The sequence below is a fragment of the Cupriavidus sp. CPT47-8839-RL05A genome (genome assembly GCF_058792255.1).
The window spans coordinates 67,541-88,525 of sequence record NZ_JBYTEG010000011.1; the positions used below are offsets into that span (position 1 = coordinate 67,541).

The following is a 20,985-nucleotide window of genomic DNA, read 5'->3' on the forward strand; positions in this document are numbered from 1 at the left end:
TTTGTACCGCCGCGCGGAAGCGGGAATTATGCGCCGAAACGTGCGACCCCAGCACGTCCGGAGCGAGACATGAAGGATCGTCAGTACCCCACCGGCCCTGCCCCCACGCAGGCCTACCTGTTTGCCACCTGCCTGGTCGACATGTTCGTGCCGCAGGCCGGCCTCGACGCCGTGCGGCTGCTTGAACGCGAAGGGCTCACCGTGCACTTCCCGCGCGGCCAGAGTTGCTGCGGCCAGCCCGCCTACAGCAGCGGCAACCCCGACGCGGCCCGTGCGGTGGCGCGCGCCCAACTCGACCTGTTCAGCCAGCCCTGGCCGGTGATCGTGCCATCGGGCTCGTGCGCGGGCATGATGCGCCACCACTGGCCGCAGCTCTTTGCCGACGATCCGGTGGCCGGCCCCAAGGCACTGGAACTGGCCGGACGCATCTATGAACTGGGCGAATTCCTGCTGCATGTGCTGAAGGTGGACTTTGGCGATGCCGCAGCGGCGGGCCAGCCGCAGGAGCGCATCGTGCTGCATACCTCGTGCGGCGCCCGTCGAGAAATGGGTACGCGCCAGCACGGCGTGGCCCTGGTCGACGCGCTGCCGGGCGTGACCCGCGTGGAGCATGAACGCGAATCAGAATGCTGCGGCTTCGGCGGCACCTTCTCGCTCAAGCATCCCGATATCTCCGGCGCCATGGTGCGCGACAAGGTGGCCTCGGCCTGCGCCACCGGCTGCGACCGGCTGGTCTCGGCCGACTGCGGCTGCCTGCTCAATATCGGCCATACCGCGGCACATGACCGCGCCCCGCTGCAGGTGGAGCACCTGGCCACCTTCCTGTGGCGCCGTAGCGGAGGTGCCGCATGAGCACGCCCGGCGCCCGCGAACGCATGCTCGGCCGGCTGCGCGCCGCCGCGCCTGCGCCTTCCCAAGGCACAGCGGAACTCGACCGCCGCATCGACGGCCATTTCGAGGCACGCCGCCACGGCACGCCAGCCGTTGGCGAACTGGTCGACGCGATGCAGGCGGCACTGCAAGGCCTGCATGCCGAGGTCTGGTGCGCCAGCGAAGCGGCCTGGCCGGCATTGCTGGCCACTGAGCTGGCCAATGCCGGCGTGAAGCGCCTGCTGCTTGATCCCGCCAGCACGGCCGGTGCCGCGCTGGCGGCCGCCTTGCCGGCCCATATCGAAGCCATCGGCTACGACCGCCCGATCGAAGCCTGGAAGGCGGAGCTGTTCGACACCATCGATGCCGGCTTCACCGTGTCGCGCTCCGGCATTGCCGCCACCGGCACGCTGGTGGTCGCGCCAGATGCGGGCTCGCCACGCACGGTGTCGCTGGTGCCGCCGCTGCATGTCGCGCTGGTGCGCGCCTCGACGCTGCACGCCGACCTGCATATGGCCGCGCGCACCGAGCGCTGGTCCGACGGCATGCCGACCAACCTGGTGCTGATCTCCGGCCCGTCCAAGACCTCCGACATCCAGCAGACGCTGGCCTACGGCGCGCATGGTCCGCGCCGGCTGTGGGTCGTGATCGAGACCGACACTGCGGAGGCCGGGCAATGAGCCAGCACACACTGAATTTTGTTCCGCCGCAGGACTTCAAGGCACGCGCCCGCGAAGCGCTGGACGATCCCAAGCTGCGCCAGAGCTTTCGCGGCGCGATGGACTTCCTGCAAGGCAAGCGCCTGGCGCAGTTCCCCGACGCGGATGAGCTGGAGCGCCTGCGCGACCTGGGCGAGGCGGTGCGCCAGCACGCGCTGGCCAACCTGCCGGACCTGCTGGTGCAGCTGGAGGCAAAGCTCACCGCCGCCGGGGTGCAGGTGCACTGGGCCGAGAACGCCGACGAAGCCAACGCGATCATCCACCGCATCGCGGCATCGAAGCAGGCGCAGCGCGTGATCAAGGGCAAGTCGATGGCCAGCGAGGAGATCGAGCTGAACCATTACTTGGCCGAGCGCGGGGTGGACTGTATCGAGTCGGACATGGGCGAGTACATCGTCCAGCTGGCCGGCGAAAAGCCCTCGCATATCGTGATGCCGGCGATCCACAAGACCAAGGGCGATATCGCGCAGCTGTTCCAGGCGCATATCCCCGACACGCCCTATACCGAGGATGTCGATGCGCTGATCCAGACCGGCCGCCGTGCGCTGCGCCAGGCCTTTGTCGAAGCGGATATCGGCTTGTCCGGCGTGAACTTCGCCGCCGCGGACACCGGCACGCTGTGGCTGGTGGAGAACGAAGGCAACGGCCGGCTTTCCACCACCGTGCCCGACGTGCATATCGCCATCATGGGCATGGAGAAGGTCGTGGCCCGGCTGGAACACATCGTGCCGCTGTCCACGCTGCTGACGCGCTCGGCCACCGGGCAGGCCATCACCACCTACTTCAACCTGATCTCCGGGCCGCGCCGCGCGGGCGAGCGCGACGGCCCGCGCGAGGTCCACCTGGTGCTGCTCGACAACGGCCGCACCCAGGCCTATGCCGACACGCAGCTGCGCGCGACGCTGCAATGCATCCGCTGCGGCGCATGCATGAACCATTGCCCGGTCTACACGCGCATCGGTGGCCATGCCTATGGCACGACCTATCCCGGCCCCATCGGCAAGATCATCTCGCCGCACCTGCTGGGGCTGGATGCCACCGCCGACCTGGCCACCGCGTCGAGCCTGTGCGGCGCCTGCGGCGAAGTGTGCCCGGTGCGCATCCCGATTCCGCAATTGCTGGTGCGCCTGCGCACCGAGGCCAACCGCGATCCGGAAGAGCAGGTCGCCAACCCGCTGCGCGGCCAGGGCGCCAAGTACAGCCGCGGCGAGCACCTGGTGTGGCGCTTCTGGAGCGGCGCGTATTCGCACCCGGCGACGTACCGGCTGTTCCGCTGGGCCGCCACGCGGCTGCGCGCGCTGACGCCGTCGAAGCAGATGGGCTGGACGCAGCACCGCACGCCGCTGAAGCCGGCGGCGAAGAGCCTGGCGGATTTGCTGAAAGAGAAGGGGCAGCCGGAGTAAGAGCGCCGGCCAGCACCACAAACCCCTTCCCGTACCGCCGGCGTGCTCCCTCTCCCGCAAGCGGGAGAGGGAGCGAACAAGCGGGAGTTTCAAGGCCCGCGATATTGCGATGCCCGCAGTCCTCACCAACAAAACAAAGATTTCCCGAAACACCACCAAAGCAGGAGACTAACCGTGCAACCCTGGACCCAAATCTATACACCGCTGGGCAGCCTGTGGCTGTCGTCGCTGGCGGCAGCCATTCCCATCCTGTTCTTCTTCATTGCGCTGGCCGTCTGGCGCATGAAGGGCCATGTCGCCGCGGCCGTGACGCTGCTATTGGCGCTGGCCGTGGCGATCTTCGCCTACGGCATGCCCGCGCAGCAGGCGCTGGCCTCGGCCGGCTTCGGCTTTGCCTATGGGCTGTGGCCGATCGCGTGGATCATCGTGACCGCGGTGTTCCTCTACAAGATCGTGGTCAAGACCGGCCAGTTCGACGTGATCCGCGCCTCGGTGCTGTCGATCACCGACGACCAGCGCCTGCAGATGCTGCTGATCGGCTTTGCCTTCGGCGCCTTCCTGGAAGGCGCGGCGGGCTTCGGCGCGCCGGTGGCGATCACCGCTGCGCTGCTGGTGGGCCTGGGCTTCAACCCGCTGTATGCGGCGGGCCTGTGCCTGATCGCCAATACCGCGCCGGTGGCATTCGGCGCGATGGGCATCCCCATCATCGTGGCCGGACAGGTGACGGGCATCGATCCTTTCCATATCGGCGCCATGGCCGGACGCCAGCTGCCGCTGCTGTCGCTGCTGGTGCCGTTCTGGCTGGTGTTCATGATGGACGGCGCCAAGGGCGTGCGCGAAACCTGGCCGGCGGCGCTGGTGTGCGGCGGCAGCTTTGCCGTGACGCAGTACTTCACCTCCAACCATATCGGGCCCGAGCTGCCGGACATCACCTCGGCGCTGGTCAGCCTGGTGTCGCTGGCCGCGTTCCTGAAGGTATGGCAACCGCGCAACGCGTCGCAGCGTGCCGGCAATGTCAGCGGCGGCACCGTCGCGCTGGCGGGCTTCGGCGGCGGTTTCGGCGGCGGTTTCGGCGGTGCGATGTCCAGCCGCAAGGCTTCGCCCTACACCCTGGCGCAGACGCTGCGCGCGTGGGCGCCGTTCGGCATCCTGACCGCGATCGTCACGGTGTGGAGCCTGCAGCCGTTCAAGGCGCTGTTTGCCGCCAATGGCGCGCTGGCGGGCACGGTGCTGAAGTTCAAGATCCCGGGCCTGGACCAGATGGTGATCAAGGCCGCGCCGATCGTGGCCACGCCCAAGGCCTATGACGCGGTGCTGAAGCTCGACCTGCTCTCCGCCGTCGGCACCGCCATCCTGCTGACCGCGCTGATCTCGGCGGTGCTGCTGCGCATGAAGCCGCGCACGCTGCTGGCCACCTTTGCCGAGACCCTGGTGGAACTGGCGCGCCCAGTGCTGTCGATCGGCCTGGTGCTGGCGTTCGCCTTTGTCGCCAACTACTCCGGCATGTCGTCGACACTGGCGCTGCTGCTGGCCGGCACCGGCGCGGCCTTCCCGTTCTTCTCGCCGTTCCTGGGCTGGCTGGGGGTGTTCCTGACCGGTTCGGACACTTCGTCCAATGCACTGTTCTGCGCGCTGCAGAACACCACGGCGCACCAGATCGGCGTGTCGGACACGCTGCTGGTCGCCGCCAACACCACCGGCGGCGTCACGGCCAAGATGATCTCGCCGCAATCGATCGCCGTGGCCTGCGCGGCGACCGGGCTGGTGGGCAAGGAGTCGGAGCTGTTCCGCTTCACGGTCAAGCACAGCCTGCTGTTTGCCGTGATCATCGGCATCATGACGGTGGTGCAGGCTTACCTGTTGCCGGGGATGATCCCGGGGTGATGGGGTAGCAGGAATCAATGAAGAACGGCGGCCATATGGCCGCCTTTTCGTTTGCCGCGCGGCAACGTCGCGTCTAATCCAGGAACTCGTCCCCTTCGGTGAGCGGCGCATACCTGTACGTCGCCGGCGTCCGGCTCAGCTTGACCGGCGCACCCAGCCCTTGGTAGCCACCCTCCATCTCCACCACCATCTCGCAGTGCTGCGTATGCGGATGCTGCAAGGCATCAGCCACGGACAGCACCGGCGCGCAGGGCACGCCCGCGGCCACCAGCTCGTCGGCGAGCACCTTGCCATCGAACTCGCACAGCCTGGCTTCCAGTTCCGCCTTCAGCGCCACGCGATTCACCGAGCGCGCGCCCGCGGTGGCATAGCGCTCGTCATCGGCCAGCGCAGGCAGCCGCAGGTGCTCGCACAGGATGCGAAACTGCCGGTCGTTGCCCACCGCCAGGAAGATCGGGTCGGTGGCGGTCGCCACCGTGTCGTACGGGTAGATGTTGGGATGCGCATTGCCGGTGCGCTGCGGCGTCTTGCCGCTCATGAACCAGTTGGCCGCATGCGGATGCAGCAGCGACAGGCCGGAGTCATAGAGCGCGGCCTCGACGAACTGGCCGCGCCCGCTGCGCGCGCGCTCCTGCAGTGCCAGCAGCACGCCGATCACGGCGTTCAGGCCGGTCACCATGTCCACCACCGGCAAACCCACTCGCAGCGGATCGCCATCGGCCTCGCCGTTGATGCTCATGATGCCGGACATGGCCTGGATGGCGGCGTCGTAGCCGGGCAGGCCGCCCAGCGGGCCATCGGCGCCGAAGCCGGACACGCGGCAATGGACCAGCCGCGGGAAGCGCGCGGACAGCGTGTCGTAGCCCAGCCCCCACTTCTCCATGGTGCCGGTCTTGAAGTTCTCGACCAGCACGTCGGCCTCGGCCAGCAGCGCAAGCAGGACCTCACGATCGGCCTCGGCGGTCAGGTCCAGCCGCATCACGCGCTTGTTGCGGTTCAGGCCGAAGTAGTAAGAGGCCACGCCGTCCTTGAACGGCGGCCCCCAGGTGCGGGTGTCGTCGCCCTGCGGCGGTTCGATCTTGAGCACGTCGGCGCCGTGGTCGCCCAGGATCTGGCCGCAGTATGGGCCGCCCAGGATGCGCGACAGGTCGACCACGCGGATGCCGGCGAGCGCGCCGGGACTGGTTTGGGTCATGGCTGGTTTTCCTGTGCGGTTCAGTCGAGCTGGGCGCCGGACTTCTGCACCACGGCGCGCCACTTGCCGACCTCGGCCTTGACGAAGCCGCCAAGCTGCTCGGGCGTGGTCGACGGCGCGAACTCGAGGCCCTGCGCCTGCAGGGTCTTGCGCACCTCGGGCTGCTTGAGCGCATCGGCAAAGGCGCGGTTGAGCTTGCCGATCACTTCGGGCGGCGTGCCGGCGGGTGCGACCACGCCGAAGAACACCGATACATCGAAACCTGGCACGCCCTGCTCGGCCACGGTCGGCACGTCCGGCAGCGCCTGCGAGCGCGCCTTGGTGGTGACGCCCAGCGCGCGCACCTTGCCACTCTTGATGAAGGGCATCGCGGTCAGCACGTCGGTGAAGGTCATGCTGACCTGCCCGCCCAGCAGGTCGTTCAGCGCGGGGCCGGTGCCCTTGTACGGGATGTGCTGGAAATCGGTGCCGGTGACGTTGTTGAACAGCACCCCGGCCAGGTGCGATGAGGCGCCGTTGCCGGACGAGGCATAGGTCAGCTTGCCCGGGTGCGCCTTGCCATAGGCGATCAGCTCCGTGACGTTCTTCGCCGGCACGGACGGGTTGACCACCAGCACATTGGGCAGCTGGCCGATCTGGATCACCGGCGCGAAGCTCTTGACCGGGTCGTAGTTGATCTTGCGGTACAGGCTGACGTTGATCGCCAGCGGCGCCGAAGTGCCGAACATCAGCGTGTAGCCGTCGGGCTCGGCGCGCGCCACCACCTCGGCGCCGATGTTGCCGCCGGCGCCGGCGCGGTTTTCCACCACCACCGGCTGGCCCAGGCTGGTCTTGAGCGCGGCGGCAAGCGTGCGCGCCATGGCATCGGTGGGGCCGCCCGGCGGGTAGGTGACGACCATCATGATCGGCTTGGACGGAAAGTCCTTCTGCGCGAAGGCGGGGGCAATACAGAGCGAGCAGGCGGCGATGGCCGCTACGCGGTGCCAGAGTTTCATGGCGTTGTCTCCTGGGTATAGGACGTCTCCCGCTGGTGGCGGGATGGTGTTGCGGGGGGATTGGTGCCGGATGTGGATCCGGTCAGAACACGTTGACCTGGTCGACCGCGCCGGCGGCGCGCACGGTGCCGTCAGCCGGCGCGACGGTCTCGGCCAGCCACTCGGGCTCGGCCTGTGCGGCCAGCGGGTCCTGCGGCAGCACGCGGTGGCGCAACACCAGCTGCGCCAGCCGCATGCGGCGCACCGAGCCGATGCGCCCGGCCTCCCAGGCCATCGCCACCGCGCTGGTGACGTGGTACAGCGCCGAGGCCGCCTGGCGCGCCAGCAGTTCGCCGTCGGCGCCGGCATCAGCGGCTTGCGCGGCCAGCTTCGCCGCAGCGGCGATGGCGCCTTCGAACACGGCACGCGCCGCCGCATGCATCGGCGTATCGGCCAGCAGGCCGGCCAGGTGTGCCTGCAGTACCGGCAGCGCGCCTTCACGGCGGACCGCGCGCAGCACGTCAAGCGCGACGATATTGCTGGTGCCTTCCCAGATCGAGCCGAGATGGGCATCGCGCACCAGGCGCGGATCGCTCCATTCCTCGATATAGCCGCAGCCGCCGCGGATCTCCATGGCGTCGCCGGTGACCTTGCGCGCGTCGCGGCAGGCGCGGAACTTGATCAGCGGCGTCAGGATGCGCATCAGCGGGTAGGCGTCGGCTTCGCCGGCATCGGCGCGGCGCAGTGCTTCGGCGGTCTGGAACACCATGGTGCGCGCCTGCTCGGTGGGCAGGGTCAGCTTGAGCAGCTGGCGGCGCATCAGCGGCATGTCCTGCAGGCGCTTGCCGAACGCCTGGCGCTCGCGTGCAATGAACAGGCCCTCGGTCAGCGCGCGGCGCATCAGGCCGGCGGCGCGCACGCCGTTGGACAGGCGCGAGTTGTTGATCATGTCGGCCATCTGCACGAAGCCGCGGCCGGGTTCGCCGACCAGCCAGGCATGCGCACCTTCCAGCCGGATTTCGCCGCTGGCCATCGAGCGCGTGCCCAGCTTGTCCTTCAGGCGGATGATGCGGTAGTGGTTGTCGCTGCCGTCGGCCAGCTTGCGCGGCAGCAGGAACAGCGACACGCCCTTGTGGCCCGGCACGGCGATGCCGGCCTCATCCTCCACGCGCGCCAGCACCATCGCCAGCGCGGCGTCGGGGTTGGAGCAGAACCACTTGTCGCCCAGCAGGCGCCAGCCGCCCTCGGCCGAAGCGTCGCGCACCGCGCGGGTGGCGGTGGCGGCGACGTCGGAGCCGGCGCCCTGCTCGGTCATGAACATCGCGCCCTGGTACAGATCATCGAACACCTGGGTGGTCAGGTTGGGCAGGTAGCGCCCGACCAGCGCCGGGTCGCCGAACTTGCGCAGCGTGCGCGTCAGCGAATCGGTCATCGAAAGCGGGCAGCACAGGCCGAACTCGGCCTGCACAAACAGATATGTGAGTGCGTACTTAGCCGCAGGCGGCATGGGCTTGTCCCAGCCCAGCACGCCACTGCGGTGCGACGCCGCCGCCAGGCCGAATTCGGCAAAGGCCACGCGCTCCATCTCCACATAGGCCGGATGCTTGTCGATGCGCTGCGCGTCCACGCCCGCGCGGGTGCGGTAGCTGAGTTCGGGGGGATGGCGGTCGGCCACGCCGGCCAGTTCGTCGAGCACGCCGCCGGCCAGCGCACCCATGCGTTCCAGGTGCGGCAGCAGGTGCTTGAACAGGTCGGACGGCAGGTAGAGCGGCAGCAGCGCGCGCAGGTCCGGGTCGGCGGCAAACAGGCTGCCGCCCTGGCGGTCCGGTACCGGGTGGGCAGCGGCCGGTGCGGCGGATTGGGCTTGAAGTGTGGTGTCGCGCACGGCGCTGGACGGCATGGCTGGTCTCCTGGAATTGGCTGGTGCCGACTTGCGGCCCCTTTGGCCTCCATTATTGGAACCCCAAAGATTCGCGTCTAATTCTAAAATTGGCTTGATCAATATAATTTCTGTATCGCCATGGAATTCCGCCACCTGCGTTACTTCCTCGTGCTGGCCGAGGAACTGCACTTCGGCCGGGCCGCGCGCCGGCTTGCCATTTCCCAGCCGCCGCTGTCGCTCAATATCCAGCAGCTGGAGGCCTCGGTCGGGGCGCGGCTGTTCGACCGCGACAGTCGCGGCGTGCGGCTGACCGCGGCCGGGCGCGCCTTCCGCGAATCGGCCACGGCGCTGCTGGCGCAGGCCGAGGCGGCGCGGGTGCTGGCACGCGAGATCGAGGCGGGCGCGGTCGGGCGGCTGCGGGTGGGCTTTGTCGGCTCGATGCTGTATCGCGGGCTGCCGCAGACGCTGCGCGCGTTCCAGGCGGCCTATCCCGGCATCCAGGTGGCGCTGACCGAGCTCAACTCACAGGAGCAGATCGACGCGCTGCTGCATGACGAGCTCGACGCCGCCTTTATCCACAGCGGCCGCGTGCCGGACACGCTGCAGGCAACGCTGGTGCACAGCGAGCCCTTTGTCTGCTGCCTGCCGGCCGACCATGCGCTGGCCGCGCTGCCGGAGTTGCCGCTGGCGGCATTGCGCGGCGAGCCATTCGTGCTGTTCTCGCGCAAGGCGTCGCCGGACTACTACAGCCGCATCTTCGACATGTGCGCCGCGCAGGGCTTCTACCCGCAGATCCGGCATGAAGTCCGGCACTGGCTGTCGGTGGTGTCGCTGGTGTCGCAGGGGATGGGCGTGGCGGTGGTGCCGGCGGCGCTGGCGCGCTCCGGCATGGCCGGGGCCGCGTTCCGGCCACTGGCCGACGCGTCGGTGCGCTCGGAGGTCTACTGCGCGTGGAAGACGGCGCCGGACCATCCGGCGCGCGACCATTTCGTCGGCATGGTGCGGGAGATGACAGCCGCCGCCCAAGGCAGCCCCAAAGAAAAAGCCACCGGTCCATAGACCGATGGCTTGTGAAGTACGCGTGGAACGGGGTGTTCAGCGTGCCTGAAGCTTAACCCTGGCCGCTTACGGCATCCAATAACGCAAATGCAGTAATTGACCGGCACTGCATGAAGCTGGTTGCATTCGGCTTCGCAAAGCCGAACTGCGCTGCATCGGGCTGAATTCATGCGCAGCCTTCTACACTTCTACCAGCCCCCTGCGGCACCGCTCGCGCGTGACGCTAGGCCCGGGAAACGTTGCCGAGGCAGCATGACCCGCCCCGCGCACCCTCAGCCCCCACACCCCGAACGGTTATCATTTGCCTCCTGCGGCGCAATGACGGCGGCAGCAGGCCGGCGTGCCCGCCCTTTGAGGGGGCAACGCCATGCCTCAATTACGATACAATGAAAACGATTTTCATTTACACACCCCGGCGTGGTCGCGCTGACCGCTTGGCGGCAGACCGCGCCACGGACTGGAAGCATGATGCGGTTGTCTGAACTTCCACGGCGCACGCCCGCCGTTGTGCAATCGGTGGACGACGCCACCCCGGGAGACCCGGTCGCGCGCCGCCTGCGCGAACTGGGCTTCGTCCCCGGTGAAGCCGTGCAGATCATCGCCTACGGCCCCTTCGGCATGGACCCGCTGGTGGCACAGGTAGGCTTCACCCGCTTTGCGCTGCGCCGCTCGGAAGCGGCACGCATCGGCGTAGAGGTCGCCAGCGCCTCGGTCACCAGCATCGCCCCCGCCACGCAGGGCGGCGACCAGACCGCCAAACCGTCCGCAAAACGGACTGCCTGAGCCTTCCCCCGGATTATGTCTGCAGCTCCTTCCACTTCTGCCCTGCGCATTGCGCTGGTCGGCAATCCCAATTGCGGCAAGACCGCACTGTTCAACCGCCTGACCGGCAGCCGCCAGAAGGTGGCCAACTATGCGGGCGTGACCGTCGAGCGCAAGGAAGGCTACTTCGTGTCGCCGGCCGGGCGCCAGGTGCGCATCCTGGACCTGCCGGGCGCCTACAGCCTGCACGCGGCCAGCCTCGATGAAGCCATCACGCGTGATGTCTGCCTGGGCAGGCGCGCCGGCGAGCAGCGCCCGGACCTGCTGGTGTCGGTGGTCGATGCGACCAACCTGCGCCTGCACCTGCGCTTCGTGCTGGAACTGCGCCGCCTGGGCCTGCCCATGGTGGTCGTGCTCAATATGAGCGACGCCGCAGCGCGGCGCGGCATCCAGATCGATCGCGACAAGCTGTCGGCCGCGCTGGGCGTGCCGGTGGTCAGCACCGTGGCGGTGAAGCACGACGGCGCCGCGACACTGGTCAGCCTGCTTGACGACACCCTGCCGCCGGCCCCGCCGGTCACGCCGGAACCCGCCAACGACATTGACGTGCATGCCGAGGTCAACCGCCTGCTGGCGGCCGCGGTCAGCATGCCGGCGCGCACCGCCGCGCTCGATGACCGCCTCGACCGCATCGTGCTGCATCCGGTGATCGGCCTGCTGCTGCTGGCGGTGCTGCTGTTCCTGATGTTCCAGGCGGTGTTCTCGTGGGCCGAGCCGTTGATGGACGGCATCGAGGGCGGCGTGCACTGGGCCGGCGAGATGCTGGGCGCCTACCTGCCCGACGGCATGCTCAAGAGCCTGCTGGTCGACGGCCTGGTCGCGGGCCTGGGCAGCGTGGTGGTGTTCCTGCCGCAGATCCTGATCCTGTTTCTGTTCATCCTGACGCTGGAGGAATCCGGCTACCTGCCGCGCGCGGCCTTCCTGCTGGACCGCCTGATGATGGGCGCGGGGCTGTCGGGGCGCTCGTTCATCCCGCTGCTGTCCAGCTTTGCCTGCGCCATCCCCGGCATCATGGCCACGCGCACCATCCAGGACCCGCGCGACCGGCTCACCACCATCCTGGTGGCGCCGCTGATGACCTGCTCGGCACGGCTGCCGGTGTATGCGCTGCTGATCGGCGCCTTCATCCCCGAGCGCACCGTGATGGGCCTGTTCAACCTGCAGGGGCTGGTGCTGTTCGCGCTGTACGTGGCGGGCATCGTCAGCGCGCTGGTGGTGGCCTACGCGCTCAAGTTCTTCCGCCGCGACCGCACCGACCATCCGCTGCTGATGGAGCTGCCGTCGTACCGCATCCCCAATCCGCGCGATGTGGCCATCGGCCTGTGGGAGCGTGCCCGCATCTTCCTGTCGCGGGTGGGCAAGGTGATCCTGGCGCTGACGGTGCTGCTGTGGTTCCTGTCGTCCTTCCCGTCCGCGCCCGTGGGCGCGACCGCGCCGGCCATCGACTACAGCTTTGCCGGCATGATCGGCCATGCGCTGCAGAAGGTGTTCGCACCGGTGGGCTTCAACTGGCAGATCTGCATTGCGCTGGTGCCGGGCCTGGCTGCGCGCGAGGTGGCCGTGGGCGCGCTGGCAACCGTCTATGCGCTGTCGGGCAGCGAAGAGACCGTGGCCACGCAGCTGGCGCCGATGATCGCCGCGCAATGGTCGCTGGCCACCGCGCTGTCGCTGCTGGCCTGGTACGTGTTCGCACCGCAGTGCATCTCCACGCTGGCAGTGATCCGGCGCGAGACCGACTCGTGGAAGGTGATGGCGCTGTCGGCGGCCTACCTGACCGGGCTGGCCTACCTGGCGGCCTTCGTGACCTACCGCGTCGCGCTGATGTTCAGCTGAGGCACCGCGCCGCCATGACCCTCTACCACGCCATCGAAACGCTGCTGGTCCCGCTGATCGTGCTGGCATGCGCGGTGTCGGTGATCGCGCGCTACGCGCCGCGCACGCGCGAGCGCGTCAAGGCGGCGCTGGCCGCGCGCCTGGGCGGCGGCGCCGCCACCGGCTGGCGTGCCCGGCTGGTGCGCTGGCTGGCCCCGCAAGCCGCCGCGGGCTGCGCCAGCGGCTGCGACGACGGCGGCTGCAATACCTGCGGATCCAACACCGCCGGCACCACCTCCGGCACGCAGGACAAGCCTGCCGAACAGGTGATCCGCTTCGTGCGCAAGCGCTAAACGGCGCGCTTTCCTCCTCTACAAATCCACGCAGAAACGGGTACGCCCGCTGCTTCCGCCCGGCGCGGAGGCAGCGCTTTGCGCTCGCCTGCGAGCTGTCCTGCGGCGATAAAACATGCCTGAAAGGGCTGGCATTTTTGCACGCAGAAACGGGTACGCTTTGCGTACTGGGCTTGCCTGGTGCGCATATAGGGGACGTCCCGCAAAGGCAGGCTCAGCCTTGTCCCGACGCCTTTGCTGGCCTGCCCCGGCAGCACCTGAAACGCTTGGCGCCGATCACGCAGAAACGGGTACGCTTTGCCGGCATCCCTCCCGACGGCCGCTTGTTCTCCCGCTTGCGGGAGAGGGGGAGCAAACCGGCAGCCTGCAATTTGCCGCCAAAGCGAAACGCCCTCCGGATGGAGGGCGTTTCGCCAGGCGCGGGAACCTGCTGCTTACTTGACCGTACCGTAGAAGACCAGCTTCAGCGGCGTATTGTCGGCGACGGCATTACAGGTCACGGTAAGAGTGAAGTCGCCCTGCGCTGTGCCCGTGACGTTCTTCTGATGATCCGCGACGCCAGGCGACAACTCCACCGGGCCGGTGCTGGTCCACGCCCAGTTGATGCACGCGGTGTACTGCGCATCGTCGCCAAGGTGCTTCATGCGCGCGGTCACCGGGATACTCATCGGCGGCATCAGCAGCAGCGTCATCGGATCCTGGTTGTCGCCAACCAGCGCCCAGACCGGGTTCTCGGTCACCGTCAGCGTGGCGCTGCGGCGTTCGCCCAGCCTGGTGCTGACAGCTGTCACCGTCAGGCTGCTCTGGACCGGACCCTTGTCGTTGGCGAGGCTGGTGCTGACCGTGGCGTCATGCGTACCCGCCGCTTCCGATGCGGACAGCGTGGCCGAGGTCGCCGTGTAGGTCCAGGCGCCGTCGAACTCCGCGGTCACGTCCTGGCCGTCGTGGCGCAGCACACGCGAGCTGAAGGTTTCCGGACGGTTGCTGAAGACCTGCAGCGCATTCACCTCGCGGCCGCCCTTGGTCGTCACCACGCGATAGGCGGCGGCGCCGTTCTTCTGCACTGTCACCACGATCAACCCGGCAATGGCATGCCCGTCCGGTGCGGTCACCGATACCGAGACACTGGCCGTGGCCACGGCGGTGGGTGAGCTGTTGCTCGCCTTCAGCGTGGCGCTGTTCTGGCTGGCCGTGACCTGGACCGCGGAGCCGCTGCTGGACCATGCCCAGCTGTTGACGCTGGCAGATACATCGGCGCCGTTGCTATCGACCAGCGATACCTTGACCGGCAGCTCCTGCCCGTCGCTCATCGACAGGCTGCTGTTCGGGATCGACAGGCTGTAGCTCAGCGCCGAGGCCGGCACCACGGTGATGGTGGCGGATTGCGCGGGCAGCTGCACCGTGGTGTTGTCGGCGCCCTTGACGCTCGCCACCACCTGGACAGTGGTCGTCCCGGTTGCAATACCCTTGACCACGGCGCTGGCCGGCGTGGTGGCACTCGGCTCCACGGTGGCAATGCCGCTGTCGGCACTGGTCCAGTTGAAGGTGGTGTTGCCGGAGACGTCGACGCCGTTGCTGTCCACTGCCAGCGCGCTGATGGTGATCGTGCGGCCGACGCCGACCTCGCCCGAGGTCACGCTCATCTTCACCGTATAGGTCAGCGGCGTGGAACCGCCTGCGTTTGGCGTGGTGGGCGTGCTCGAACCGCCGCCGCCACCGCAAGCTGCCAGCAGCATCGCCATGGCAGCGCCCGCCAGCCAGGATGCCCACGTTCTCAGTCTCATGATGTTCCCCCCAGTCATGTGTTTTTTCCCGCGCTACCAGCCTAAGCACAAAGGTGCCAGCGCAATACCGGCCAGAGGACTGAGGCGTAGCGCACAGAGCATGCGCGTGGTTCATCCTTTCAGCGCAGCGGTACCGCCATTCAGGCGAGGCAAACATGACCGGCAGGGTCCCGGCCGCATCCTGGCCCCAGCCGTTTGGCGCAAACCCGCGCATGGCAGTCCCCCGATCGGGCCACGTTCGCACCCGGCGCTCCCCACGCTTGACCGGGGCCGGCCTTGTCGACTAACCTTTGCCAGTCATCCGGCTCCTGCCGGATGCGCACCAACCACGAGCGGCCCCGGCCCTCCTCCTCCAGGCACGATGAACCGTTACACCAGCACACTCAGCCAGGCTGCCGATGCGTCCCGCATCGCTGCCCGCGCGCGCGTGCTGGCTGCCCTGGCATCGGGCCGCGCCCTGCGCGCTTCCTCGCTACTGCTAAGCCTATCGACCGGTTGCCGGGCCTAGTGCCCCGTGGCAGTTCGGCAGCCTTTCGCCACCGTTTTTTCCGTTTTTCCTTTACTTCCCTTAGCGAGGAAGGAGACCCCGTATGCTCGGCAATCCCGCCACCAAGTACCAGCCCGCCACCACCGTCGACATCCCTGACCGCACCTGGCCCGCCCGCACCATCACGCGCGCACCGCGCTGGATGAGCACCGACCTGCGCGACGGCAACCAGGCCCTGATCGAGCCGATGAACCCGGCGCGCAAGCTGCGCTTCTTCGAGCAGCTGGTGAAAATCGGCCTGAAGGAAATTGAAGTGGCGTTCCCCGCCGCCTCGCAGACCGATTTCGACTTCGTGCGCATGCTGATCGAGCAGCAGCGCATCCCCGAAGACGTCAACATCGTGGTGCTGACGCAATCGCGCGAAGACCTGATCCGCCGCACCGTCGAGTCCGTGCGCGGCGCAGCGCGGGCCACGGTGCACCTGTACAACCCGATCGCGCCGGCCTGGCGGCGCATCGTCTTCAATGCCTCGCGTGAAGAGATCAAGGAGGTCGCGGTCTCGGGCACGCGCCTGATCAGGTCGCTGACCGATGCCATGCCTGGCACGGCATGGACCTATGAGTACTCGCCCGAGACTTTCAGCCTGGCCGAGCTCGACTTCTCGCTGGAAGTCAGCAACGCCGTCTCTGCCGCCTGGCAGGCCGGCCCGGACCGGCCGATGATCCTGAACCTGCCGACCACGGTCGAATGCAGCACGCCCAACGTGTTCGCCGACCAGGTCGAATGGATGCACCGCCGCCTGGAACGGCGCGAACACATCGCGCTGTCAGTGCACCCGCACAACGACCGCGGCACCGCGGTGGCCGCCGCGGAGCTGGCGCTGATGGCGGGCGCGGACCGCGTCGAAGGCTGCCTGTTCGGCAACGGCGAGCGCACCGGCAATGTCGACCTGGTGACGCTGGCGCTCAACCTCTATACGCAGGGCGTGGCACCCGGGTTGGACTTCTCCGATATCGACGCAGTGCGCCAGTGCGTTGAGCACTGCAACCAGCTGCCGGTGCATCCGCGCCACCCGTATGTGGGCGACCTGGTGTTCACCGCGTTCTCGGGCTCGCACCAGGATGCGATCCGCAAGGGCTTTGCACAGCAGCAGCCGGACGGCATCTGGGAAGTGCCCTACCTGCCGATCGACCCGGCCGACCTGGGCCGCAGCTATGACGCGGTGATCCGCGTCAACAGCCAGTCCGGCAAGGGCGGCATGGCCTACCTGCTGGAGCAGGTGCATGGCATCTACATGCCGCGCCGCCTGCAGATCGAATTCAGCCGCGCGGTGCAGGCCATGACCGACGACACCGGGCTCGAGGCGAGTGCCGAGGATCTTTATGGTTTGTTCCAGCGCAAGTACCTCGCGCAGCAGACACCGCTGCGCTATGTATCGCACCAGCTGGTATCTGACAGCGGCGGCGCCACGGAGATCGAAGTGCAGATGGTGCGCGACGGCAAGCCGTGCAGCGTGCGCGGCACCGGCAACGGGCCCATCGATGCCTTCGTCAATGCGCTGGACTTGCCGGTGCGCGTGATGGATTACCACGAGCATGCGATGACCGCCGGCGCGGATGCGCGCGCGGCCTGCTATGTGGAAGTGCGCGTGGGCGATTCGCCGACAGGGTTCGGCGCCGGCATCGACGCCAACCTGGTCACGGCGTCGCTGCGCGCGGTGATCTCGGGCGTGAACCGGCACCTGCAGGCCGGCTTTGGCGCGGCGCAGGCCCCGCAGTCCGCCGAGGCCGCCGAGGCCTGACACCGCAAGCCGCCGCAAGAAAACCGGTGTGCCCCGCCCCCACGGGGCACACCCGGAAAGACGCCCTTGCGGACGCCCACGACATGCTCGGTGCCGATCCGCACACGCTGCATGCGTGCTCGGATCTTTCGCACAGCGTAAGGGGCAGCATCGCACCGCGCCACGAATAATTCCGCATGTGTTTAGAAGCGCCGGCGCAACTGGCACCGCGGCGCCTTCCTCGCTGTAGCGCCTGCGCCACGCGCGCCGGCCCCGTTCCCTGCTACTTGTTTTGGGTCAAAGCCCAGCCCGACCTGCTCGGCCAAACTGGGTCCGGATTTGATACCAGACCAAGCAGAACCTCATGAAAACACTCTCTCTTCGCACCCGGGTCACCTGTTCCGCCATCGCCGCCTGCGCCATGCTGGGCGCCTTCGCCACCCCTGCCGCCGCCGCGGACGATGCGCAGGGCAACTGGATGGTGCGCCTGCGCGGCACCTATCTCGACATGGCCAACAGCTCCGACCCTGTCGGCGGCGTCGGCCCCTCGGACCGCATCACGGTCAACAACAAGTGGATTCCCGAGTTCGACGTCACCTACTTCTTCACGCCGAACATCGCCGCCGAACTGGTCCTGACCGTGCCGCAGAAGCAGAACGTCTACCTGGACGGCAACAAGGTCGGCACCTTCAAGCATCTGCCGCCGACGCTGCTGGTGCAGTACCACTTCATCCCCAACGGCACCTTCCGCCCGTATGTCGGCGCGGGCCTGAACTTCACCCGCATCTGGGGCGAGAACATTGCCAACAACGCGCTGCAGCTCGATAGCTGGAGCGTGGGCCCGGCCCTGCAGATCGGCATGGACTACAAGCTGACCAAGAACTGGTTCCTCAACGCCGACATCAAGAAGATCTGGCTGTCGAGCGATGTGAAGGCCGGCGATGTCAAGGTGTCCAAGGTGAACCTGGATCCGTGGCTGTTCAGCATCGGGGTGGGGTATCGCTTCTGATCCTGCAGTGCCATGCAAAAGGCCGGCGCCAATCAGGCGCCGGCCTTCTGCTTTTCCGGATGAGCGCGGGTGCCGACCTACCGGAACGCCGGCTCATCAAAGCTGCGCAGCTTGCGCGAATGCAGCTGCTCGACTCCGTTCTCACGCAGGATGCGGATCGCCTCCAGCCCGATGGTCATATGCTGGCTGACACGCTGGCGATAGAAGGCGTTGGCCATGCCGCGCAGCTTGAGCTCGCCATGCAGCGGCTTGTCCGACACGCACAGCAACGTGCCATAGGGCACGCGCAGCCGGAAGCCGTTGGCCGCCACCGCCGCGCTTTCCATATCGATGGCAATCGCGCGCGACTGGTTGAAGCGCGCATACAGCGACTTGGACTTCAGCTCCCAGTTGCGGTCATCGGTCGAGACCACCGTGCCGGTGCGCATGCGGGTCTTCATCTCGTTGCCGGACAGCCCGGTCACGCGCGCAACGGCCTCCTGCAGGGCCACCTGGATCTCGGCGATTGGCGGCACCGGCACCCACGGCGGCAGGTCGTGGTCGAGCACGTGGTCGTCGCGCACATAGGCGTGCGCCAGCACGTAGTCGCCGAGCTGCTGCGAGCGGCGCAGGCCGCCGCAGTGGCCCACCATCAGCCAGCAATGCGGGCGCAGCACGGCCAGGTGGTCGGTCATAGTCTTGGCGTTGGACGGTCCCACGCCGATATTGACCAGCGTCACCCCCAGCTTGTCTTCGCGCACCAGGTGATAGGCCGGCATCTGCGGCAGCGCGCGCGGGCGCGAGGCGTCGTCGGGTTCCGCGCCGCCCAGTTCCTGCATCACGTCGCCGGGTTCGACAAAGCGGGTGTAGCCGCCGCCGTCGCTGCTGGCCATCAGGCCCCGGCCCAGCTCGACAAACTCGTCGACATAGCGCTGGTAGTTGGTGAACAGCACGAAGCGCTGGAAATGCTGCGGTGCCGTGCCGGTGTAGTGGTACAGCCGCTGCAGGGCCAGGTCCACGCGCTCGGCCGGGAACAGCGACAGCGGCCAGGCCTCGCCCGGGATCGGCTCATAGGTGCCGTTGGCGATGCCGTCGTCGATGCGGCTCAGCTCGGGCAGCACGAACGATGCCTCCAGCTCGCGCGCCTGGGTGTAGCTGATGTCGGTGGTCGAAGCCTCGATCACGAACGGCAGCGGGATCGGGCGCCGGCTCAGCCCCACCACCACCGGCACGCGGTGATAGCGCATCAGCCGCTCGATCTGGTCGCGGTAGTAGTCCGCCAGCAGGTCGGGGCGAGTCACGGTGGTGCCATAAACGCCCGGGTAGGCCACCGTGCCCCAGGACGGCCGGCTGTCGGTGACCATGGTCTCGATGTTGACCGAGATGCCCAGGTACGGATAGCACGCATGCGCGGCCGAGGGCAGCGGCTTGCCGCTGGCGAAGGCATCGAAGCGCGCGCGCACGGCGCCGACAGAAGCTTCGTAGATGTCGCGGATGCGCGCGATCGCCGCATCCGCGTCGGTGAACTCGGCAAGCTGGTCGGCCGGATGTGCGGAGGAAAAGACGGGGGCGTTCATGGAGGCCATGATACCGCGCCGGCGCGCCGGCGTGAGCAGCACCCGACCCCGCCGGAAGCCAAATTGACGCGCCCGCGCCCGCTCGCTACACTCCGCCAATTGCGCGGCACGGGTTCCCGTGCCGTTCTCGACTCGCGGCGCCCCTGGTGGCAAGGGGCGGCGAGGGGCCGTACACGCTTTACTGGGAGAGCCGCCGATGGAAATCCGTAACCTGTTGCCCGACGACATCGAGGCAGCCAGACAACTACTGATCGCCAACGGCTGGGCCCACCGGGTTGGCGGCCCGGAGAAATTCGCACGGCTGGTGGCCAACTCCCAACGCGTGGTCGTCGCGGTGGAGCACGGCGAGATCGTCGGTTTTGCCCGCGCGCTGTGCGACGACGTCTGCGACGGCTTCCTGTCGATGGTTGCCGTCGCGCCCAGCCACCGCCGGCGCGGCATCGGCCGCGCCCTGGTGCGGCACATCGTGGGCAACGACCCCGACATCACCTGGATGCTGCGCGCGGCGCGTTCCTCCGAAGCCGCATTCTTCGGCCAGCTCGGCTTTACGCCGTCGATGGTGGCAATGGAGCGGCGCAGGCCCTGATCCGCCAGCGCGCCCGGCGCAGCGTCAGCGGGCGCCCATCTTGTGCCGGAACTCCTCGGCCGTACCCACCTGCCGGAACAGCGGCCCGCCCGGAGCGAAGCGATCCGCGCTGGCCAGCGGCCCCACCACCACCGGTTCGAATCCCGCATCGCGCACCAGCTGCGCGGCCACATCGAGCGCGGCCTTGTCGTCGCCGGCGATGGGCACCGCCACCAGGCCGCCCGCCCGGTGGTGCTCGCTGGCAAACTGTGCCGCCCCCATGAAGTTAAAGGCCCGCACCACGCGCGCGCCCCGCAGGTAGCGCGCGGTGGTGATGCCGATGCCGTCACGCCTGACCTCTTCGGTGATCGGGCCATCGCGGTGCTCATAGGCGTTGGTGGCATCGAGCACGATCTTGCCGCGCCAGGCATCGGCATGGTCGCGGCTGAGCTGCGGCAACGCGCCGTAGGGCGTGGCCAGGAACAGTACGTCAGAGAACGCAATGGCCTCGGCCACGGTGCCGGCGCGCGCCAGCGTACCCAATTCTTCGACCAGCGGCTTGAGTGCCTCCGGGTGCCGCGACGAGAACAGGACCGGGTGTCCGGCCTTGACCCACAGCCCGCCCACGGTGCCGCCGATGCGGCCCGAGCCGATCACGCCGATACGCTGCGCGGCGGCCTCGCGGCTGGCCGCCGGGCCAGGCTGGGCGCGCGCGGCGCGCGGCAGGGGCACGGCCAGCACCAGGGCCGCGGCGCCGGCGCCAAGCCAGCGGCGGCGGGCAGGATCGAAGCGGGATGCCTTGGCGTTCATCGCAAATCCTCCGCAGTGGGC

General features: G+C 68.2%; 17 protein-coding genes. 11 read left to right on the forward strand and 6 right to left on the reverse strand.

The genetic code is table 11. The features are described from left to right. The first annotated feature begins 69 nt into the window (after positions 1-69). The 4 genes from AC3WVS_RS15220 to AC3WVS_RS15235 all read left to right on the forward strand — a co-directional run bounded on the left by AC3WVS_RS15220 (position 70) and on the right by AC3WVS_RS15235 (position 4,876). Positions 70-852, forward strand: coding sequence for a (Fe-S)-binding protein (locus AC3WVS_RS15220; protein ID WP_492319323.1), 783 nt, complete (start codon positions 70-72; stop codon positions 850-852). Then, positions 849-1,550: a LutC/YkgG family protein gene (locus tag AC3WVS_RS15225; RefSeq protein ID WP_492319324.1), complete on the forward strand. Its 702-nt coding sequence runs from the start codon at positions 849-851 to the stop codon at positions 1,548-1,550. The genes AC3WVS_RS15220 and AC3WVS_RS15225 overlap by 4 nt, the downstream gene beginning before the upstream one ends. Next, positions 1,547-2,992: a LutB/LldF family L-lactate oxidation iron-sulfur protein gene (locus AC3WVS_RS15230; RefSeq protein ID WP_013951798.1), complete on the forward strand. Its 1,446-nt coding sequence runs from the start codon at positions 1,547-1,549 to the stop codon at positions 2,990-2,992. Before AC3WVS_RS15225 ends, AC3WVS_RS15230 begins: the two co-directional genes overlap by 4 nt. A gap of 174 nt (positions 2,993-3,166) precedes the next feature. Beyond that, complete coding sequence (locus AC3WVS_RS15235; protein ID WP_492319325.1) at positions 3,167-4,876, forward strand: lactate permease LctP family transporter; 1,710 nt, start codon at positions 3,167-3,169, stop codon at positions 4,874-4,876. Positions 4,877-4,949: 73 nt separating this feature from the next. Here AC3WVS_RS15235 and AC3WVS_RS15240 read toward each other — a convergent pair whose 3' ends face one another. The 3 genes from AC3WVS_RS15240 to AC3WVS_RS15250 all read right to left on the reverse strand — a co-directional run bounded on the left by AC3WVS_RS15240 (position 4,950) and on the right by AC3WVS_RS15250 (position 8,945). Continuing rightward, complete coding sequence (locus tag AC3WVS_RS15240) at positions 4,950-6,071, reverse strand: CaiB/BaiF CoA transferase family protein (RefSeq protein WP_492319326.1); 1,122 nt, start codon at positions 6,069-6,071, stop codon at positions 4,950-4,952. Between the two features lie 20 nt (positions 6,072-6,091). Further along, positions 6,092-7,066, reverse strand: a complete 975-nt coding sequence (locus tag AC3WVS_RS15245; RefSeq protein WP_013951795.1) for a Bug family tripartite tricarboxylate transporter substrate binding protein — start codon at positions 7,064-7,066, stop codon at positions 6,092-6,094. A gap of 82 nt (positions 7,067-7,148) precedes the next feature. Continuing rightward, complete coding sequence (locus AC3WVS_RS15250; protein ID WP_492319327.1) at positions 7,149-8,945, reverse strand: acyl-CoA dehydrogenase family protein; 1,797 nt, start codon at positions 8,943-8,945, stop codon at positions 7,149-7,151. 120 nt (positions 8,946-9,065) lie between these two features. Between AC3WVS_RS15250 and AC3WVS_RS15255 the strand changes: the two genes are divergently transcribed. The 4 genes from AC3WVS_RS15255 (at position 9,066) to AC3WVS_RS15270 (ending at position 12,973) form a co-directional block, all read left to right on the forward strand. Beyond that, positions 9,066-9,986 (forward strand): LysR family transcriptional regulator, encoded by a 921-nt coding sequence (locus AC3WVS_RS15255; protein WP_492319328.1) that lies wholly within the window; start codon positions 9,066-9,068, stop codon positions 9,984-9,986. A 468-nt stretch (positions 9,987-10,454) separates the two neighbouring features. After that, positions 10,455-10,769, forward strand: a complete 315-nt coding sequence (locus AC3WVS_RS15260) for a FeoA family protein (protein ID WP_035820831.1) — start codon at positions 10,455-10,457, stop codon at positions 10,767-10,769. Between the two features lie 15 nt (positions 10,770-10,784). Further along, on the forward strand, positions 10,785-12,641 hold the full coding sequence (gene feoB, locus AC3WVS_RS15265; RefSeq protein ID WP_492319329.1) for a ferrous iron transport protein B: 1,857 nt from the start codon (positions 10,785-10,787) through the stop codon (positions 12,639-12,641). 14 nt (positions 12,642-12,655) lie between these two features. Beyond that, positions 12,656-12,973: a DUF6587 family protein gene (locus AC3WVS_RS15270; RefSeq protein ID WP_492319330.1), complete on the forward strand. Its 318-nt coding sequence runs from the start codon at positions 12,656-12,658 to the stop codon at positions 12,971-12,973. A gap of 434 nt (positions 12,974-13,407) precedes the next feature. Here the strand turns inward: AC3WVS_RS15270 and AC3WVS_RS15275 are convergent, their stop codons facing one another. Beyond that, the gene (locus tag AC3WVS_RS15275; RefSeq protein ID WP_492319331.1) at positions 13,408-14,757 is read right to left on the reverse strand and encodes a hypothetical protein; all 1,350 of its coding nucleotides are present in this window, start codon (positions 14,755-14,757) and stop codon (positions 13,408-13,410) included. Positions 14,758-15,347: 590 nt separating this feature from the next. Between AC3WVS_RS15275 and leuA the strand changes: the two genes are divergently transcribed. After that, on the forward strand, positions 15,348-17,045 hold the full coding sequence (leuA, locus tag AC3WVS_RS15280) for a 2-isopropylmalate synthase (protein ID WP_492319332.1): 1,698 nt from the start codon (positions 15,348-15,350) through the stop codon (positions 17,043-17,045). Positions 17,046-17,388: 343 nt separating this feature from the next. Beyond that, on the forward strand, positions 17,389-18,033 hold the full coding sequence (locus AC3WVS_RS15285) for an OmpW/AlkL family protein (protein WP_492319333.1): 645 nt from the start codon (positions 17,389-17,391) through the stop codon (positions 18,031-18,033). Between the two features lie 77 nt (positions 18,034-18,110). On the opposite strand, the gene AC3WVS_RS15290 is transcribed toward AC3WVS_RS15285, so the two are convergent. After that, a complete protein-coding gene (locus tag AC3WVS_RS15290; RefSeq protein ID WP_011616336.1) occupies positions 18,111-19,598 on the reverse strand; it encodes an AMP nucleosidase in 1,488 nt (495 codons plus the stop codon). Between the two features lie 187 nt (positions 19,599-19,785). Between AC3WVS_RS15290 and AC3WVS_RS15295 the strand changes: the two genes are divergently transcribed. Continuing rightward, positions 19,786-20,175 carry a GNAT family N-acetyltransferase gene (locus AC3WVS_RS15295; protein WP_010814084.1) on the forward strand — a complete coding sequence of 130 codons (390 nt, stop codon included), beginning with the start codon at positions 19,786-19,788 and terminating at the stop codon, positions 20,173-20,175. Between the two features lie 24 nt (positions 20,176-20,199). On the opposite strand, the gene AC3WVS_RS15300 is transcribed toward AC3WVS_RS15295, so the two are convergent. Continuing rightward, positions 20,200-20,964, reverse strand: coding sequence for an NADPH-dependent F420 reductase (locus AC3WVS_RS15300; protein ID WP_492319334.1), 765 nt, complete (start codon positions 20,962-20,964; stop codon positions 20,200-20,202). Positions 20,965-20,985 lie beyond the last annotated feature (21 nt).

What these genes read in the sequence shown, in the direction of transcription:
- AC3WVS_RS15255 (WP_492319328.1), top strand. Translation starts at nt 9,066, where the DNA reads ATGGAATTCCGCCACCTGCGTTACTTCCTCGTGCTGGCCGAGGAACTG.
- AC3WVS_RS15275 (WP_492319331.1), bottom strand. Translation starts at nt 14,757, where the DNA reads ATGAGACTGAGAACGTGGGCATCCTGGCTGGCGGGCGCTGCCATGGCG.
- AC3WVS_RS15260 (WP_035820831.1), top strand. Translation starts at nt 10,455, where the DNA reads ATGCGGTTGTCTGAACTTCCACGGCGCACGCCCGCCGTTGTGCAATCG.
- AC3WVS_RS15270 (WP_492319330.1), top strand. Translation starts at nt 12,656, where the DNA reads ATGACCCTCTACCACGCCATCGAAACGCTGCTGGTCCCGCTGATCGTG.
- AC3WVS_RS15220 (WP_492319323.1), top strand. Translation starts at nt 70, where the DNA reads ATGAAGGATCGTCAGTACCCCACCGGCCCTGCCCCCACGCAGGCCTAC.
- AC3WVS_RS15250 (WP_492319327.1), bottom strand. Translation starts at nt 8,945, where the DNA reads ATGCCGTCCAGCGCCGTGCGCGACACCACACTTCAAGCCCAATCCGCC.
- AC3WVS_RS15230 (WP_013951798.1), top strand. Translation starts at nt 1,547, where the DNA reads ATGAGCCAGCACACACTGAATTTTGTTCCGCCGCAGGACTTCAAGGCA.
- AC3WVS_RS15300 (WP_492319334.1), bottom strand. Translation starts at nt 20,964, where the DNA reads ATGAACGCCAAGGCATCCCGCTTCGATCCTGCCCGCCGCCGCTGGCTT.
- AC3WVS_RS15285 (WP_492319333.1), top strand. Translation starts at nt 17,389, where the DNA reads ATGAAAACACTCTCTCTTCGCACCCGGGTCACCTGTTCCGCCATCGCC.
- AC3WVS_RS15290 (WP_011616336.1), bottom strand. Translation starts at nt 19,598, where the DNA reads ATGGCCTCCATGAACGCCCCCGTCTTTTCCTCCGCACATCCGGCCGAC.
- AC3WVS_RS15245 (WP_013951795.1), bottom strand. Translation starts at nt 7,066, where the DNA reads ATGAAACTCTGGCACCGCGTAGCGGCCATCGCCGCCTGCTCGCTCTGT.
- AC3WVS_RS15295 (WP_010814084.1), top strand. Translation starts at nt 19,786, where the DNA reads ATGGAAATCCGTAACCTGTTGCCCGACGACATCGAGGCAGCCAGACAA.
- feoB (WP_492319329.1), top strand. Translation starts at nt 10,785, where the DNA reads ATGTCTGCAGCTCCTTCCACTTCTGCCCTGCGCATTGCGCTGGTCGGC.
- leuA (WP_492319332.1), top strand. Translation starts at nt 15,348, where the DNA reads ATGCTCGGCAATCCCGCCACCAAGTACCAGCCCGCCACCACCGTCGAC.
- AC3WVS_RS15240 (WP_492319326.1), bottom strand. Translation starts at nt 6,071, where the DNA reads ATGACCCAAACCAGTCCCGGCGCGCTCGCCGGCATCCGCGTGGTCGAC.
- AC3WVS_RS15225 (WP_492319324.1), top strand. Translation starts at nt 849, where the DNA reads ATGAGCACGCCCGGCGCCCGCGAACGCATGCTCGGCCGGCTGCGCGCC.